The 16,228-nt window shown below is 66.9% G+C and carries 14 protein-coding genes and 1 pseudogene; 5 read left to right on the top strand and 10 right to left on the bottom strand.

Going from position 1 to position 16,228, the window contains the following annotated elements:
- The first annotated feature begins 115 nt into the window (after window positions 1-115).
- From ABGB16_RS13255 to ABGB16_RS13245, 3 genes are read left to right on the top strand one after another with little or no spacing between them, the layout of a single operon-like run.
- Window positions 116-2,101, top strand: a complete 1,986-nt coding sequence (locus tag ABGB16_RS13255; RefSeq protein WP_347668316.1) for an NAD(P)/FAD-dependent oxidoreductase — start codon at window positions 116-118, stop codon at window positions 2,099-2,101.
- Window positions 2,102-2,158: 57 nt separating this feature from the next.
- Window positions 2,159-3,043, top strand: a complete 885-nt coding sequence (locus ABGB16_RS13250) for an alpha/beta hydrolase (RefSeq protein WP_347668315.1) — start codon at window positions 2,159-2,161, stop codon at window positions 3,041-3,043.
- On the top strand, window positions 3,040-3,663 hold the full coding sequence (locus tag ABGB16_RS13245; protein ID WP_347668314.1) for a HutD family protein: 624 nt from the start codon (window positions 3,040-3,042) through the stop codon (window positions 3,661-3,663). The genes ABGB16_RS13250 and ABGB16_RS13245 overlap by 4 nt, the downstream gene beginning before the upstream one ends.
- Window positions 3,664-3,847: 184 nt before the next feature.
- On the opposite strand, the pseudogene ABGB16_RS13240 reads toward ABGB16_RS13245, so the two are convergent.
- The 8 genes and pseudogenes from ABGB16_RS13240 to hutH all read right to left on the bottom strand — a co-directional run.
- Window positions 3,848-4,062 (bottom strand): annotated as a pseudogene (locus ABGB16_RS13240) (IS5/IS1182 family transposase); the annotation flags it as partial.
- Window positions 4,063-4,167: 105 nt separating this feature from the next.
- Window positions 4,168-5,454: a formimidoylglutamate deiminase gene (locus tag ABGB16_RS13235; RefSeq protein ID WP_347668313.1), complete on the bottom strand. Its 1,287-nt coding sequence runs from the start codon at window positions 5,452-5,454 to the stop codon at window positions 4,168-4,170.
- Window positions 5,451-6,662: an allantoate amidohydrolase gene (locus ABGB16_RS13230; RefSeq protein WP_347668312.1), complete on the bottom strand. Its 1,212-nt coding sequence runs from the start codon at window positions 6,660-6,662 to the stop codon at window positions 5,451-5,453. The genes ABGB16_RS13235 and ABGB16_RS13230 overlap by 4 nt, the downstream gene beginning before the upstream one ends.
- Window positions 6,663-6,920: 258 nt before the next feature.
- Window positions 6,921-7,694 (bottom strand): alpha/beta fold hydrolase, encoded by a 774-nt coding sequence (locus ABGB16_RS13225; protein ID WP_347668311.1) that lies wholly within the window; start codon window positions 7,692-7,694, stop codon window positions 6,921-6,923.
- An 8-nt stretch (window positions 7,695-7,702) separates the two neighbouring features.
- Window positions 7,703-8,470: an amino acid ABC transporter ATP-binding protein gene (locus tag ABGB16_RS13220; RefSeq protein ID WP_347668310.1), complete on the bottom strand. Its 768-nt coding sequence runs from the start codon at window positions 8,468-8,470 to the stop codon at window positions 7,703-7,705.
- Window positions 8,467-9,360, bottom strand: coding sequence for an amino acid ABC transporter permease (locus tag ABGB16_RS13215; protein WP_347668309.1), 894 nt, complete (start codon window positions 9,358-9,360; stop codon window positions 8,467-8,469). Before ABGB16_RS13215 ends, ABGB16_RS13220 begins: the two co-directional genes overlap by 4 nt.
- A gap of 249 nt (window positions 9,361-9,609) precedes the next feature.
- Window positions 9,610-10,545, bottom strand: a complete 936-nt coding sequence (locus ABGB16_RS13210) for an ABC transporter substrate-binding protein (RefSeq protein ID WP_347668308.1) — start codon at window positions 10,543-10,545, stop codon at window positions 9,610-9,612.
- A gap of 702 nt (window positions 10,546-11,247) precedes the next feature.
- Window positions 11,248-12,777, bottom strand: a complete 1,530-nt coding sequence (hutH, locus tag ABGB16_RS13205) for a histidine ammonia-lyase (protein WP_347668307.1) — start codon at window positions 12,775-12,777, stop codon at window positions 11,248-11,250.
- Window positions 12,778-12,955: 178 nt separating this feature from the next.
- On the opposite strand from hutH, the gene ABGB16_RS13200 reads away from it, so the two are divergent.
- Entirely contained in the window at window positions 12,956-14,032 is a 1,077-nt protein-coding gene (locus tag ABGB16_RS13200; protein WP_347668306.1) for an NADP-dependent oxidoreductase, read from the top strand.
- A 24-nt stretch (window positions 14,033-14,056) separates the two neighbouring features.
- On the opposite strand, the gene ABGB16_RS13195 is transcribed toward ABGB16_RS13200, so the two are convergent.
- Together ABGB16_RS13195 and ABGB16_RS13190 are read right to left on the bottom strand one after the other, a co-directional pair.
- Window positions 14,057-14,914 carry a MurR/RpiR family transcriptional regulator gene (locus tag ABGB16_RS13195; protein WP_347668305.1) on the bottom strand — a complete coding sequence of 286 codons (858 nt, stop codon included), beginning with the start codon at window positions 14,912-14,914 and terminating at the stop codon, window positions 14,057-14,059.
- A 22-nt stretch (window positions 14,915-14,936) separates the two neighbouring features.
- Entirely contained in the window at window positions 14,937-15,983 is a 1,047-nt protein-coding gene (locus tag ABGB16_RS13190) for a hypothetical protein (protein ID WP_347668304.1), read from the bottom strand.
- 131 nt (window positions 15,984-16,114) lie between these two features.
- Between ABGB16_RS13190 and ABGB16_RS13185 the strand changes: the two genes are divergently transcribed.
- On the top strand, window positions 16,115-16,228 hold a 114-nt coding region (locus ABGB16_RS13185; RefSeq protein WP_347668377.1), incomplete at its 3' end, for a transposase.

The following is a 16,228-nucleotide window of genomic DNA, read 5'->3' as shown; positions in this document are numbered from 1 at the left end:
AACTCTATGCGAGATGCCGCCGCTAGCATAGTATTATGCGGGCGAGAAACGGCCAGCTCCGACACTGCGCATCCCGCACGGACGTCCGTCTCGCCAGAAGGAGGTAGCAACCCGAATGACACCGACTCCCGAACCTGATGCCGACGAGATGCATCGGTTCGACGACCTCTACCAGGTCTCTCGGTCCGAAGCCATCGTCGAGGACGACGAGTTCCTCAAGCACGTGTCGGCCGGCTCGGAGCTGCCCGTCCTGCTCGCTGCGCTGGCGGCAGCTCTCGGCGACACGTCGATCCTGCACGCGGACCTCCAACCGCCTCTGACGCCGATGGACACGCAGCCGCACCCGCACGGGGGGATGTCGGAGGATCAGAAGGAGAAGGCTGTCGCCGTCGCCCTCTCTGCGCTGACCGTCCTGCGCGACAAGGGGATCACCACGGTCGACGTGCTGCCGGACGAGACAGTTCGAGAGATCCTCCACTACCTCAGCGGCGGCCGAGAGCAGTGGTATCAGATGCTGACCCACGAGCTCGACCTCGCAACCGACAAGGGCGGCCGGCCGTCCTGGAAGTTCGGGGATGTCGCGAACGGGCGACCGTTCCCCACCCTCATCATCGGCGCAGGTGTCGCGGGGATCGCCGCCGCTCACCGGTTCGCCCAAGCGGAAGTGCCGTTCACCCTGATCGAGGCCAACACGTCCGTGGGAGGTACGTGGGCGAAGAACACCTATCCCGGGGTCCGTCTCGACACTCCCACTTTCGGATACTCCTACTCATTCGCGCAGCGCGGCGATTGGCCGCACCAGTTCGCGCAGGGCGGCGAGATCCTCGACTACCTCCGTGACGTGGCCGAGCGGGCCCGAATCACCGACAGGATCGAGTTCTCGACCAGACTCCTTCGCCTGCGCTGGGACGACGACGGCCGGTTCTGGGAGGCGACCACCCGTGGACCGGACGGCGGCGAGCAGGTCCGCCGGTTCTCGGCGGTGGTCAGCGCCTTGGGCCAGCTCGACAGGCCGAACATCCCGGAGTTCGAGGGCCAGAGCCTGTTCCGCGGAACGACGATGCACTCGCAGGAGTGGGATCACTCAACCGACCTGAGGGGCAAGCGGGTTGCCGTCATCGGCACCGGCGCGAGCGCCTACCAGATCGTGCCCGCCATCGTCGGGGATGTGGATGCCCTCACCGTCTTCCAGCGCAGTGCGCCGTGGATGCTGCCGGCGCCGAACTATCACCACCCGATGACGGACGCGTTCAGCTGGCTCGTGCGGAAGGTTCCGCACTACGCGCAGTGGTACCGCCTCTGGGTGATCCTCACGGGCATCCCCGGACGGACCCATACCGTCACAGCGGAAGCGGACTGGCCCGGTGCGCCGCTCAGCGTCTCGGCCAAGAACCAGGAGCTGCGGGAGTATCTCGTCCGCCGACTCGAGGCCCAGTTCCAGGACGCCCCGGAACTCCTCCAGCACATCGTCCCCACGTACCCGCCCGGCGCGAAGCGCATGCTGCGGGACAACGAGGTGTGGGCCGCTGCGCTGCTCGCCGAGAAGACGACGCTCGTGACTTCCGGGATCGAGCGGTTCACCGAGGACGGGATCGTCGACAACGACGGTCTCCTGCACGAGGTGGACGTCATCGTGTACGCGACCGGCTTCAAGCCGTCCGACTATCTCGACGAGGTCGAGGTCTTGGGACGAGACGGTGTGGAGATCCACGAGTTCTGGGACGGTGACGCACGCGCCCACAACGGCGTCATGGTCCCGGGGTTCCCCAACTTCTTTCTGATCTACGGCCCCAACGTGGGTGGCGTTGTCGCGGGCAGCCTGCACTTCATGCTGGAGCGCGCCGTCGAGTACTCACTCAAGGCGATTCACGAGGTCCTTCGCCGGGGGGCGGCCGCGATCGACGTACGCAGGGAGGCGCTCGACCGCTTCGTCGCGTGGGTCGACCAGGGCAACCGGAGGATGGCGTGGGGCCAGCCGTACGTGAGCACCTGGTATCAGAACCGGCACGGACGGGTGTCCCAGATCTGGCCGTACACCAATGTGGAGTACTGGGAGATCACCGAGTCGATCATCGAGTCGGACCACGAGTTCCTCGACTAGACCGGCAGATCTCTGATGACTCTTGGCACTACGCATCCCTCCACAGGAGACACCGACATGTCGGCAATCAAACGGGACCAGATCAACGTCGGCGGGCTTGTGACGAGCTTCCTGTCGGCGGGATCCCCATCCGCACACCCCCTGGTGCTGCTGCACGACGGGGCATGGGGTGGTTCGGCCGAGGCAAGCTGGATCAACGTGATCCCCACCCTGGCGAAGCACTACAGGGTGATCGCACCAGACCTCTACGGCTACGGGGCCTCCAGCAAGATGGTGCAGCTCGACGTGGCGCCGTACGAGTTCCGACTCCGCCAGGTGGCGGCGCTGCTCGACGCGCTCGGGCTGGAGGACCGCCCCGCCCACCTCGTCGGCAACTCCTTCGGCGGCGCCATGGCGCTGCGGGCAGCGACCCTGCCCTGGTTCTCGTGGCGCGTCAGCACGGCCGTGTCGATCTCAGGAACGGGTGGCCCGTACCGCACCAAGGAGGGGCTGGCCGCGCTGTCGCACTTCGACGGCTCCCACGCGGACATGCTGCGGATCGTGCGCCTGCTCACCGGTCAGTTCCCGGCGATCGACGACCACGTCGAGCTTCGGCTACGTGACGCGTGCAACCCAGGTCACTACCGAGCCGTCGCTGCCGCCGGACTCGCCACCCCGTTCGAGGGCGCGCCGAAGCGCCACGACGACTACCCGCGGAGCCTCCGAACGGTGCGGACGCCACTAGCGCTGGTGAGCGGACGCCAGGACAACCTCGTCGAGCCGGACTGGGCGCACAGGATCGCCGAGCACGCCCCCAGCTGCAAGGTCTACGAGATCGATGCGAGGCACTCACCCAACATCGACGACCCCGAGACGACGGCGGCTCTCCTCCTCACGATCCTGGGAGAGCTCGCCGGCGGCCCCGCGACGCAGGACCATACCGCGCCCGGGACGAGCCGGTGACGCGGAAGCCGACGGTCCGCCACGGAGCCAGTCGCGTACGCGGGGATCTCGGTCCGGGGGCCGGAGCCGCCCCAACGAGCGGGCCACCTGGTGACGGCGGGGTGCCGGCACCGCTGCGCCGGTTCTGCCAGCTTCGGCCGGCTCCTTGGGCGACGGGTGCAGGGGTGACCCGCGAAGTGGTGTCCTACCAGGAGAGCCGGAGGCTGGCCACCGGCCGGCCGCCCTGGCGACTGAGCATCGCCGACCTGACCGGACCAGGCCCGTTCTCACGCCTCCCGGGAATCGCACGCACCTTCGTTCCGATCGACAGCCCCGTCGAGCTGCGGGTGGATGGTCAGACCCATTGCATCGCCGCTGCCACGCCGTTCTCGTTCGCCGGCGACTCCGAGACGACGCTGGTCCGGCTGACGGCGCCGTGCCGTGCCGTCAACCTCATGGTCAGGGCCGACGACTCCGACCCGGTTGAACTCCTGCCCTGCCGGTTCCCGGGGCTGGAGTTCCCGACGGCCGCCGTCGTGATCGCCCTCACCGCTGGCCGCGGGATCAGCAGGTTCGACGTCTGGCGACCGTCGGCCGCCCTTGACGGGCTAGGGGTTCGGCAGTGGCTCGCGGTTCGGTGACCTTGGAGAGACCGCCAGTAGGCATTATCTGAGGCGGCGGGTGCGTTCGACCGGCCAGCGGTTGCTGGCCTGCATCGGGGCGCGCCCGCCTCGTTCGGCGATCCTGGCGTCGAGGCCGTGGTCGGCCAGTGCCTTGCGGCTGGGCTGGTTGTCGTAGCCGCGGTCCGGGTGGACCGTGACCTGTCCGACGGCGGATCGTGGCGTGCGGGCACTGTGCGGACGCGACCCGCTCGTAGCCCGAGCCGTGGGCCAACGCCGCGATGACGTGCGCGAACACGACCCGGTCCGGGGATCCGACGTCGGTAACAGCCCAGCGGGTGACCGGGGTGGAACTCCCCGGCCGGGCAGCAGTGCGGCGAACTGAACCCAGCCGGGTTCCAACAGCGAAGGGCAGCGCAGGCACGGGAATCCTTGTCGGTCACGGAGCGTAGAAGACTCACGTGATCGATAAGCCCCGTGCCTGTCTGCTACCCGCGAACGGGTAACCCCTATTGACGGTCTCTCTCAGCGGCCGGGACGTGTCAGCCGACCGCCGACGATGGTTGCCCGCACATCGCAGGCACGCGCCGCGAGTGGCAACTGCCACGGGTCAGCACCTCGGACTCTCGTCGACGTCGCGTCGATTTCGACCGCGTCCCAGTGCTCGCCCACGCGCAGTCCCGGCGGAAGTCCAGGATTCCGCGACAGGCCGAGGGATTCGTACCCCCTGACGGTTCCCGCCGCCCAGAGCGTGTCCGGCGGGAAAACCCCACGCCGCTGCAGCCGCAAGCGCTGGTCGAGCTCCAAACGGCTGAGCTCCTCGAACGGATCGATCACCACGTGCTGGTCCGAACCGATGGCGAGGCGCGCCCCCGCGCCCTGGAGCTCGGGGCCAGGGCCGATCCCGTCGCCGAGATCAGCTTCGGTCGTGGGACACATCACGATCGTCGCGCCGGCGTCTCCGAGCAGGCCGATGTCGCCAGTGGTCAGGTGCGTCGCGTGAACTGCGGAGAACCGCGACGACACCAGCCCGTGATCCGCGAGCAGCCCGACCGGAGTCAGGCCGTGCGCCTCGATGCAGGCCTGGTTCTCCGCGGGCTGCTCGGACACGTGGGCGTGCAGCGGCACGTCCTGAGGGAGGCCGTCGGCGATCACGGAGAGGTCGGATCGCGATACCGCTCGGACCGAGTGAATGGCGGCCCCCAGGGTGACGAGTCCGTCACCCTGTTTTGAAAGCACGTCGCGCAGCCGATGCCAGCGGTCCAACCAGCGATGGGCGTCTCCGTCGCTGAACCGCTGCTGCTCCGCGCCCAGTGGCGCGTTGACGCCACCCCACAAGTAGCAGGTGTCCAGAAGTACCAGCCGAACGCCGGCGGAGGTCGCCGCCGCAACCAGCGCCAGCTCCATCTCGTGACCGCCGTACGGCGTTCCGCCAGGCTGGTGGTGCAGGTAGTGAAACTCACCGACCGCCGTGTAACCGGCGTCGCGCATTTCCTTGAAGACCCGCTCCGCGACGACGTGGTAGCTGTCCGGCGTCAGACTGTTGGCGACGTCGTACATCCGGTGCCGCCACTGCCAGAAGTCACCTCCGTTGGCGTGCGTACGACCGCGCAGCTCTCGATGAAACGCATGGGAATGGGCGTTCCCGAATCCCGGCACGACCGTTCCGAGCACGACATCGTCGGGCTGCGGCGACACGCCTGCGACGACCTCGACGACCACGCCGTCCACCGCCTCCACCCGCACCCGTTCGGCCAGGCGTCCCTCCACGAGCGCGACCTGGCAGTGGAAGCGCTGCCGTTCGCCGCTCATCGGGAGGCCCCGCCGGTGAGGTCTCGGAGAACGGCGGCAAGCCCTTGCGCTCCGGCCTCGCAGTCCTCCTCGCGGGCGGTCTCCTCCGGGGCGTGCGAGACGCCAGTCGGATTCCGGACGAAGATCATCGCGGATGGGACGTACGCGGAGAGGACACCCGCGTCGTGGCCAGCGCCTGTCGGTATCACCGGCACGCCGCCGAGAAGACTGGCGATCCTCGCCGTGAGCGACTCGTCGAAAAGGACCAACGGCGAAAACGACTCCTCGTGGACCTCAAGAGCACAGTCCTCGGCCGCAACCCTCTTCTGGATGAGCGCAACCGTCGCGTCCAACTGCGCGCGTACCTCAGAGTCGGTATGAGCCCGGATGTCGAGCCAGGCGTCAACACGCGAGGCGATGACATTCGTGCCGTTCGGGGTGACCGAGATGCGGCCGATGGTGCCACGAGCGGCCGGTCGCTCCAAGGCGATCTCGCGGACCGCAAGGGCCGCCGACGAGACCGCGACCACCGGGTCGCGGCGCCCCTGCATCGGAGTGGTCCCGGCATGGTTACCCTCCCCGACGATCGAGAGCCGCCACCTGCCGTGCGCCATGATCGCCGAACCCACTGCGAGGGGGAGACCACGGTCCTCCAGGTCGAGGCCCTGCTCGACGTGAAGTTCGAGGAACATGTCGATGCCAGCGAGTCGGTCGGGGTCCGGGCCGATGGTGGAGACCTCCAGGCCCGCCTGCCGCCAGGCCTCTTCGAGGGTGACGCCACTGCGGTCGACCCGGGCGAGCGCGTCCTCCGGCGCGATCTCACCGACCATCAGTCGAGAGCCCAGACACGGCATGCCGAAGCGGGATCCTTCTTCCTCCGCGAACGCACAGACGGCAATCGGCCGCGTGGGACACCAGCCTTCAGCCTTGAGGATCGCGACCGCCTCGAGTGCACTTACCACACCGAGAGGTCCGTCGAACGCGCCTCCACCGGGGACGGAGTCAAGGTGACTGCCTGTCGCGAGGGCTCCCTGTCGGGACTCGCCCCACCACGCCCACAGGTTCCCGTTCCCGTCCACCTCGACGGAGAGACCCAGTGCCTCCGCTGAACTTCTGAACCAGCTGCGAAGCGCCACCTCCGCCGGCTCCAGCAGATGACGCGAGTAGCCACCGCGGACGTTGTCTCGGCCGATCGCGCTGATCTCGGCCAATCTGTCACGAACCGACACGGCGCCCGCTCCTTGCGTCGACGTGCGTCATTGGTCGCCGTCGACCGACAGCGATGTGGTCATGGAAGGCTGTACTGGGCATAAGTTCTGTCAACGTCGTTCCTATCGGGGCACAGGTCCTCACCGGCATCTTGGGTTCGTCAGCAGGCGCGTTCTACATGTTGCCTCCTCCGGCACCACGGCACGACCGCAGGGGCTTGGGCGGCAACGGCGGTGCCGTCTTCCACACTCGACCGTGACGTCACTCGCGGACAACGCTCACACGCATAGGAAGAAGTCGACCAGCAGACCCGAGACGGTCGTGGGCTGCTCGAGGGGCGCAGCATGTGCCGCACCAGGAACGCACTGGAGAGACCCGCGCGGCAGCCCTCGAGCGAGCTCGGCCGACTTGCGCTCGGGGACGAGCTGGTCGTGCTCGCCCCACAGCGCGAGAGCACGGACGTCCATCCGCGGCAGGTCGGGCAAGATGTCGTAGGCGGCGAGAGCCTCGCACGCCCACGCATAACTACGGTCGTCGGCGCGACGAAGTTCCTCGATCATCGACGCCGCTCGCTCGCCGCGGTGCTCCCGCGTCGCCGGCGCGAACCAGCGCTGCAGCGATCCCGCCGTCAACGCCTCAGTCCCTTCCGAGCGCACCAGGGCAGCCCGCTCAGCCCAGGCCGCTGGTGCGTCGACGTTGGCGCCGGCGGAGATGACCGCAACTGCGTCGACGCGCTCGGCATGCCGGAGGGCCACGTCCATCCCCACGGTGCCACCGATGGAGACGCCCGCGTACAGGAACGTGGAGACCCCGCGTGCGCCGAGCTGACCGACCACTGCGTCGGACAGGTCGCTGATGGTGAACGCATCGTCTGCGGCGGGCGAGGCGCCGTGTCCGGGTAGGTCCCAGGTGACGACACGGAAGTGTCTTGCGAGCAACGCGGCCGCGTCGGCCCAGAGGGCGGATGACGTACCCAAGGAGTGGCCGAGGACCAGGCACGGAGCATCCGTGGCGCCGCGTGGCTCACCGAACGCGATCTGCAGGTTGACCATACCGACTCTCACCTCACGTGGTTCAGGAAGTTCTTCGTACGCTCGGATGTCGGCGAATCGATCAGCTTCTTGGCGTCGTCGATCTCGGCGATCCGGCCCTGATCCATGAAGGCAACCCGATCGGCGACGTCCCGCGCGAACCGCATCTCGTGGGTCACCACGATCATGGTCATCCCCCGCTCAGCCACGCGACGCATCACCGACAGCACCTCCCCGACGAGCTCGGGATCCAGGGCGCTCGTCGGCTCGTCGAACAGCATGAGCTTCGGCTCCATGGCCAGCGCGCGGGCGATGGCGACACGTTGCTGCTGCCCACCGGAGAGATGGCGTGGGTACGAGTTCTCCAGGTGCGCCAGTCCGACGTCAGACAAGCTCGCCCGCGCGCGGGCGACCGCCTCGCTCCTTGCGAATCCCCGGACCTTGACAAGGCCGATGGCCACGTTCTCGAGCGCTGTCAGATGGGAAAAGAGGTTGAAGTGCTGGAAGACCATGCCGATGCGCTGGCGGTACCTCGCGATCTCGGCCTCGCTGGGCTCGTGGAGCTCCCCGTTCTTGACCGTCGCGCCCGCGAATTCGTTCTCTACCTGGATGTAGCCGCCATCGATCTGTTCGAGGACGTTCACGCACCGAAGCAGCGTACTCTTTCCTGAGCCTGACGGCCCGATCAGGCACAGCACCTCTCCGTGCATGACGTCGAGGTCGATGCCTTTGAGGACCTCGATCTCGCCGTAGCACTTCCGCACGTCCCGGATGGTCACAAGTGGCTGCTGCTTCACTTCGACGCCTCCCCGACTCGAGATTTCATGAACTTCCGCTGCGGTCCTGCGGACAGGGAGTACTTCTTCTCGAGGAAGTGCTGACCCAGGGTCGCCAGCATGACGATCGTCAGGTACCAGAAGCTGACCACCATGAGGAGCGGGATGACCTTGAAGTTGGAGCCGTAGATCTGCTGGGCCCGGGTGAGGAGGTCACCTCCACCGATGACCGCGACAAGCGAGCTCGCCTTGAGGAGGCTGATGAACTGGTTGCCCGTCGGGGGGATGATGACCCTGATCGCCTGTGGGATGACGATGGTCCGCATGGTGAGGCCACGCTTCATTCCCAGGACCTGGGCCGCCTCACGCTGGCCGGGAGGCACCGACATGAAGCCGGCACGGATGATCTCGACCATGAAGGCACCCTCGTGCAAGGAAAGGCCGATGATGGCGGCCGTGAAACCGGTGATGAGGGTGTTCGTGTCCCAACTGGCTCCACCGAACCCGACTCGCGGGATGAAGAGTGCCGCGTTGAAGCAGATCAGCAGGAGAACAAGGAGCGGCAGCCCTCGGAACAACCCGACATACGCCTTGACGAAGGTGCGGAAGACCGGGTTCCGGGACTCACCGAGAAGGGCGAGCAGGCAACCGATCAGCACTGCGATGAGCTGGGAGAGCAATGAGAGCTTGATCGTCATCCACAAGCCCTCCATGATGGGATCGGCGAAGAGGTAGTCACCTACGACATCCCATTCCAGGTGCTCATTGGTCACGAACCCGTAGACGAGAAAACCCAGGATCACAGCCGCGACAAGCCCACTGATCCAGTAGCTCGGGTGTCTGCGTGGCCGGGGTTTCGCGAAAGGATCTCGCACTTCGACATCAGCTGCCGGGTGTGTCACGTGTGTCACGGTTCACCTTCTTTTGTTTCTCGTTAGCGATGATCCGAGAGGCGTGGTTGGTGTCCGAGGTCGACGCTTCTCGTGTGCTCGCGACAGACGGCCGGCCTGAACGGTCGGGTTTGCGCTCAAGTCAGCCTGACCGCCGGGTCTGACGCGGCGCGGATGTCCGCGCCGCGTCAGAGCCGCGTCCCGCGAGTCAACGACAATGCATCAGAAGATCATCGACACGCTCGGGGCGACGCCCACATCGGCGCTAGGTCAGGAGCCGCACGCCCCGCAGACCTTCGGCAGCTCGAGGGGACGCTCGGTCGCCAGGTTGATGCCGGGCTTGTCCAACGCGATGTCGTTGAGTTCCCACTTCGACATGATCTTGCCGTAGGTGCCGTCCTCGATGATCGCCTCGAGCGCACCGAGCAGGGCCTTGGCGGTCCCGTCGGCCTGAAGGCCTACCACGATGCCGACGTAGGTGCGCGACAGCAGCGGGCTCGGGATGATCTCGAAGTGGCCGCCGCTGGCCTTCGCCTGCCACACTCCAGTCGCCGTGTTGGTGAAGGCGAAATCGATCCGACCGGACTGCAGTGCGGTGTTCTGGTCGCCGGCGGTCGGGAAGTTGGTGATCTGCAGCGCGGCCTTGCCCTCCGACTCGCAGTTCTTCGAGAACAGCTTGGCGTCTTCGACGAACTCGGTTCCGGTCTGAACGCCCGCCTTCAGCCCACACGTGGTCAGGGGGTTCTTCGTGATGCCGCGCTTGTTCTCCGACGTCGTGACGACGCTCTTGGTGGCGTAGGCATAGTCGACGAACTTCACCGTCTTCTGGCGCTCCAGGTTGTCGGTGATGCACTCCATCGCGGCATCGAACCGACCGCTCTGAACTCCGGGCAGCAGGCCGTCGAAGGCGATCGCCTGCTGGCGGATGTCGACGCCAAGTCGCGGCGCCATCGCCATCAGGATGTCGTGGTTGAAGCCATCGATCTGCCCTGACTGGTTGGTGAAGTCGCACGGCGGGTACTGCGGGTCGGTCCCCACGGTGAGGACACCGGCGTCGCGCACCTTCTGCGGCAGCAGTTCATTCAGCTTCGGGACGAGCTGAGCGTTGTCCTTCGACGTGTCGGCCTCCGCCCCGCAACCGCTCAGGAGGAGCGCGGTGGCGGCAAGCAGGGAGAGGGTGGCGGTCACTACACGGCTTTTCGGCATCGATGGCTCCTGGTGGGCTACTCGAGGCTGGCGTGAAAGAATTCATTCAGCGCTGGCGGAACGGTATCCCCTTCCATGCAGCACGGCAAGCCCTTCACGCACGGGATCTGAAGATGTTTCACAGCCGCAACACGGCCGCCTTCAGGCCGCCCTCGCGAGAGAGCATTGAGTGACCGATTGGGCGCGACACGTAACGGTTAGATACGTCGATGCACGGCGCCCGGCAATAGATCATCCCCGCCATGATCACGGGGCGCCGATGCGAATACTCGCGGCAGATGCCGCGCAAGCTCCCGCCGCCAAATACGGCGCATCGCTGGTTCACGGGGCGGCGGAGGGACGGAACATGGGACGCGATCCACGACGAGTTTTGTCGGCGGGTGCGGGTGGCGGCCGGCCGAGAGCCGGAACCAACCCCGCGGTCCTCGACGCACAGTCGTCAAGTCCAGTGAGGTGGTGATTGCCGCGGGTCCGACAAGGGGAAGAAGATCAGTGCATTCGCCACCATCGTCCTCGTCCGGGCCGACGGCGGGCAGCCCCTGGCGCTGTCGGCACGGGCAGCGACGCGCCTTGACAGCATCGTCTGAGGGCGACCAGAGCCCACGAGCAGCGCTCAGAAAAACCGCGAAGGGGTGGGCACGCCATGCGCGCCCACCCCCGTGGCGCAGCCCACCCCATGCGGCAAGAGCGGAAAGCTGCCGGTCAGGCGTCAGCTTCCAGTGGACCACCGACGATGTCGATGAAGACCCCGTCGAGGACCTCCGCGGCAACGGCCTCCATCTCCCCCGCCATAATACGGTCGTCCTTGAGGAATTCAGCCTTGGAGCGCACAAGGTCGTAAGTGGGGCGATTCGCCGGCGCTGCAGCCCCGCCGTTTCTCAGGTCCAGACCCTGGGCAGCACACAGCAGCTCAATCGCGATGATGTACGCCGCGTTGCGCACCATGGGCCCAAGGCGCACGGATGCGTGCGTCGCCATGCTGACGTGATCCTCTTGGCCGGCGGAGGTCGGAATACTGTCGACGCTGTTCGGAGTCGCCTTGGCCCGATTCTCCGCGACGAGCGCGGCACTGGTGACCTGAGCCATGATAAATCCCGAGTTCAGGCCCGCATTGCCAACCAGGAACGGCGCCAATCCGCTCATGGAGGCATCCATGAGCATTGCCTGGCGGCGCTCGGAGATCGACCCGATCTCGCAGATCGCCATGGCGATGATGTCCGCCGCGTAAGCGATGGGCTGGCCATGGAAGTTGCCGCCCGACAAGACGACATCATCGTCGGGGAACATCAGTGGGTTGTCGGAGACCGCGTTGACCTCCTGCTGGATCGTGCGCGCGGCGAACGTCAGGAGGTCCAGCGCTGCCCCCATCACCTGTGGCTGGCAACGCAGGCAGTAGGGATCTTGGAGCCGACGTCCCTCGAACTCCACGTCGAGGACCGAGCTGTCGGCGACCAGGCGGCGCAGGAGGCCTGCGACCCGGATCTGGCCAGCGTGCCCGCGGATCTGCTGGATGCGGTCGTCGAGAACGACCTGCCGGCCCGCCGTCGCCTCCAGCGTCAGCGCACCTGCGGCCAGGCCGGCGTTGAAGACGGCCTCGGCGCCGAACAGTCCCCGTAGGGCGATGGCGGTGGATGCCTGAACGCCGTTCAGGAGTGCCACCGCCTCCTTGGGGCCCAGTTCGATGGGAGTCAGTCCGACCTTCGCGAGACCCTCTACGGCGTTGTAGGTGACGCCGTCGATCCGGACGCGACCCTCTCCCATCAGGGCGCCGGCGAGGTGCGCCAGCGGCGCCAGGTCTCCCGAGGCCCCGACGGAGCCCTGCGTTGGGATGACAGGCAGCGCATCCGCGTTGATCATATCCACGAGCATCTCCGCGGTCTCGACGCGGATGCCGGAGTGCCCGCGCGCAAGACCGATGAGCTTGATGACCATGATGGCGCGGACCGTCTCGTCGGGAAGCGGGTCCCCCACCCCGACCATGTGCGACAGCACCGACCGGCGTTGCAACTCCAGGAGGTCCGAAGGTGAGATCCGTCGGTCCGCCAGCTTTCCGAAGCCGGTGTTCACCCCGTAGACCACATCTCCGCGGCTGATCGCGTCCAGGATCACCTGGTGCGCGCGTCGCAGGTTCTCCACCGCCTGAGGAGCAAGCGCCACCCGGACAGGGCCCCGGAATACGGGACGAAGCGTATCGAGGCTCAAATGCTCGCCGGTGATCGTGATGGTGCTCACGATGATCATCCTCCTGTTAGCTGATCTCTTCAGGCTCACATTCGACGGCGACCCAGCGACGAGAGCGACGGCAGCGACAGGTCGCCCGGCGACTGGCACCCTCGACGTCGAGCGAGGACCTTGTCCTGGTTGCAGAAAATCATTCATCTGCCTCGCGCACCGTATCTCACACTATGCAGTGCGGGCAACCTCGGTTATGTTGCCTCCTGTGACCCACTCCCATGCCGTCGTCCTCGCCTCCCGACCCGTCGGCGAGCCCGCCCGCTCGAACCTTCGTCTCGAGACGCGCGAGCTCCCGGCCGTCGGCGACGGCCAAGTGTTGCTGAGGACGATCTACCTCTCGCTGGACCCGTACATGCGCGGCCGGATGAACGCAGCGCGTTCCTACGCCAAGCCGGTGGAGGTTGGCGAGGTGATGGAAGGCGGCACCGTCTGCGAGGTCCTCGAGTCGGCGTCGCCTTCCTTCAGCCCCGGCGACATCGTCCTCGCGCACTCCGGCTGGCAGACCCACGCCGTGCAGGACAGTCAGTCCCTGCGCAGGGTCGACTCGGCCAAGGCACCTATCTCAACCGCTCTCGGAGTGCTCGGCATGCCAGGTTTCGCGGCGTACGTCGGACTCACCGAGATCGGGCACGTCCGCGCGGGCGAGACGCTCGTGGTGGCGGCCGCGACAGGGGCTGTCGGGTCCGTCGTCGGCCAGATCGCCAAGATCCAGGGCGCCCGTACCGTCGGCATCGCGGGCGGCGCCCGCAAGGTGGCATGGCTGCGCGAGCTGGGTTTCGACGTCGCCCTCGATCATCGATCACCCACCTTCGGGAACGAGCTGAGCGAGGCCGTTCCGGACGGAATCGACGTCTACTTCGAGAACGTCGGCGGCGCCGTGTGGGACGCCGTCTTCGATCACCTCAACGATTTCGCACGGGTGCCCGTCTGCGGCCTGATCTCTCAGTACAACGAGACGTCGGCGCCGGTCGGGCCCGACCGGCTCCCGCAGCTAATGAGCGCGATCAACATCAAGCGACTCGTCGTCCGCGGTTTCACGCAGCGGGACTTCATCTCGACCCACTACTCCGACTTCCAGCGCGACATGTCGGCCTGGCTCTCGGACGGTCGGATCAAGTACCGAGAGGATTTCGTCGACGGGCTCGAGAACGCCCCTGACGCGTTCTTCGGCCTCCTGAAGGGGAAGAATTTCGGGAAGCTCATCGTCAAGGTCGCCGACGACCCCACGCGCCCCGCACCGCCCGTGCCGTGATGCGCTGGCCGCCGACGGCCTCGATCAGTCCTCGAAGACCACCAGATCGGTGGCGTGTCGCTCAAAGCGCTCGAGCCCGTCCTGCGAGGCTCCAGGGTTGGAGTCGGCCATGGCGTGCAGGAGCGCGGACGAGGCGATGTTCATCGCTGCGGACGTGTCGAAGAGCAACCCACTCCCGAGCCTGACGGTGATGAGCTCGTCGGTCTCGTGCCCGACGGTCGCAAACGACTCGTCACTGAGAACCGCGGCCTTGAGCCCGATCTGCCTCGCATAACGCACCAGGTCACAGGCTTCCCTCGGGTAGCGCGGGAGGATGAACGCCAGGCACCAGGTGGCCCCCTCCGCCGCCGCGCGAGCAAGGCTCTCCTTGGCCTCTGTGTCGCCGCGGTCGATCACGGAGATGTTCGGGTGCACCTTGGCACCGAGGTAGGCAAAGTGCTGGGCGAACGAACGCGAGATTCGCAGCCCGATGACTGGCAGCCGCCGCGAGGACATGAGGGCGGACCCGACCCGAGAAATCTGCTCCTCGAGGGTGACCGACTGGCCGAGCCACTGTAGATTGGCCACCTCGGCCCCGATCGCCTCGGCCAAAGGACTCGCGCTCTCGACTGAGGGCGGAAGTGTCGACATCTCAGAGCGGGCCCACTTCTGGAGCGCTCGCTTGAAGTCCGAGAACCTGGCGTAACCGAGCGCGGCCGCGAACCGTGAGACCGAAGGTTGGCTGACGCCGACCTGCCGAGCAATGCTCTCGCTGGTGAGGAAGGCCGCAGCATCACGGTGATCGATCACATAACGCGCGATTCGTCGTTGCGCAGGCGATAGCCGGGCGTTGGTCAAGCGCTCATAGACGTCGGCCGGCGCCGTGGCCGCAGTGGCGGTCATGTCAAGCATCTCCTAGCGCGGATCAAACACGAGCGGGCGGGTGTGACGCCTCGGCAGTAGGGCCGGTCTCCCGGAGCAAGCGACACGGGTGATGTTCGGGTGCGCGAAGTTCTGGACTGAGCGCGACGTTGAAGGAACCAAGGCACAAAGAGTCATGCTCATCTTTCACCCCTTCCTCCTGGAACGCGAGACTCAGGCGACAGTCGACCCGCCGGGCCGAGCTGAATAGCTCTATGCATACTACTAGCCTCGATGATTCGCGCCTGACGTCGGCTCGTTCCGCCCGGCGGACCTGAGCGCTGATGGTCGATGTCGGGGGGCTCCGGGCATGGTGGCAGGGCCGTCTGTCGCGGCGGCGGGCGTGGTCTCCTGGGGTCCTCCGGGTTGTTGGGGCAGCGGCTGGGCTGGTCAGCCCGGGGGCGGGGATGGCCGTGATCCGGTGGAACGCGCGGTGGGGGATCTGTTCGGCCCGGGTCAGCTGGAGGGGATGCGTAGCCAGCGGCGGCGTTGGCCGTGCACGAGGCGGGCGGCGGTGTGCGGGATCCGGGTAGCGCAGCCGCTTCGGTTCAGCTTTGGCCAGGTCGCCGTCGAGGCCGATGAGTTGCAGCCACGCGATCAGGTCGGCGGCGATCGCGGCAGCGGTGCACCAGGCCCGGTCGATGGCGAGCTCGCGCGAGGGTGGCCGGCGCAGGCCGGTGTCCTTGGCGCAGCGGATCCGGTCCTCGACGCGGGCGTGGGCCCGGTGGCGGGCCTCCAGCCACTGCAAGGCGCCGCTGGTGGTGTTGGTGACGATCGCCGGGTGCCCACGCCTCGGCGGCCGGCCGACGATGGTGGCGCGTTCGGTTTCGCCGATCGACCAGCCCAGGGAGCACTCCAGGGTGCGGCGGACGGTGTGACGTCCGATCAGCCAGTCGAGCACGGCGTGGGTGGCCCCTGCGGAGTCGCCACGGATGAGCAGGCGCCGGCGGTGTTCCGGGAGGACCTGCGCGACCGCCTGGGTGAGCACGTCGAGGAGATCGGCGGCCGTATCGGCCCCGGCGTTGCCCGGCCACAGCGTGACGGCGAGCAACTCCCGGGTGTTGTCGGCAGGTCACCCTGGCTCTACCGATTTGAGGCGAGAGGGCTGCCGTCTTCAGGCGGCAGGTGAATCGCTGCCCTGATGCTGCTCTGTTAGTTACGTGCCGTGCGTATACTAAATTCGTGGCCGAATATCAGACGAACCGTGGGGCGGCGTACAGCCTCGGATACCACGTGGTGTGGTGCCCGAAGTACCGCCGCCCCGTGCTCGTCGGCCCAGTCGCCGAACGTCTGCGG

This window comes from Micromonospora sp. B11E3, assembly GCF_039871625.1.
Taxonomy (GTDB): domain Bacteria; phylum Actinomycetota; class Actinomycetes; order Mycobacteriales; family Micromonosporaceae; genus Micromonospora.
Note: the sequence above shows the minus strand (reverse complement) of the source record. Positions and strands in the feature narration are given on the sequence as shown.

Bases quoted from the DNA above. Each gene is read 5' to 3' on its own strand.
- ABGB16_RS13195 (WP_347668305.1), bottom strand. From the start codon at position 14,914: ATGACCGCCACTGCGGCCACGGCGCCGGCCGACGTCTATGAGCGCTTG.
- ABGB16_RS13210 (WP_347668308.1), bottom strand. From the start codon at position 10,545: ATGCCGAAAAGCCGTGTAGTGACCGCCACCCTCTCCCTGCTTGCCGCC.
- ABGB16_RS13225 (WP_347668311.1), bottom strand. From the start codon at position 7,694: ATGGTCAACCTGCAGATCGCGTTCGGTGAGCCACGCGGCGCCACGGAT.
- ABGB16_RS13235 (WP_347668313.1), bottom strand. From the start codon at position 5,454: ATGAGCGGCGAACGGCAGCGCTTCCACTGCCAGGTCGCGCTCGTGGAG.
- ABGB16_RS13255 (WP_347668316.1), top strand. From the start codon at position 116: ATGACACCGACTCCCGAACCTGATGCCGACGAGATGCATCGGTTCGAC.
- ABGB16_RS13250 (WP_347668315.1), top strand. From the start codon at position 2,159: ATGTCGGCAATCAAACGGGACCAGATCAACGTCGGCGGGCTTGTGACG.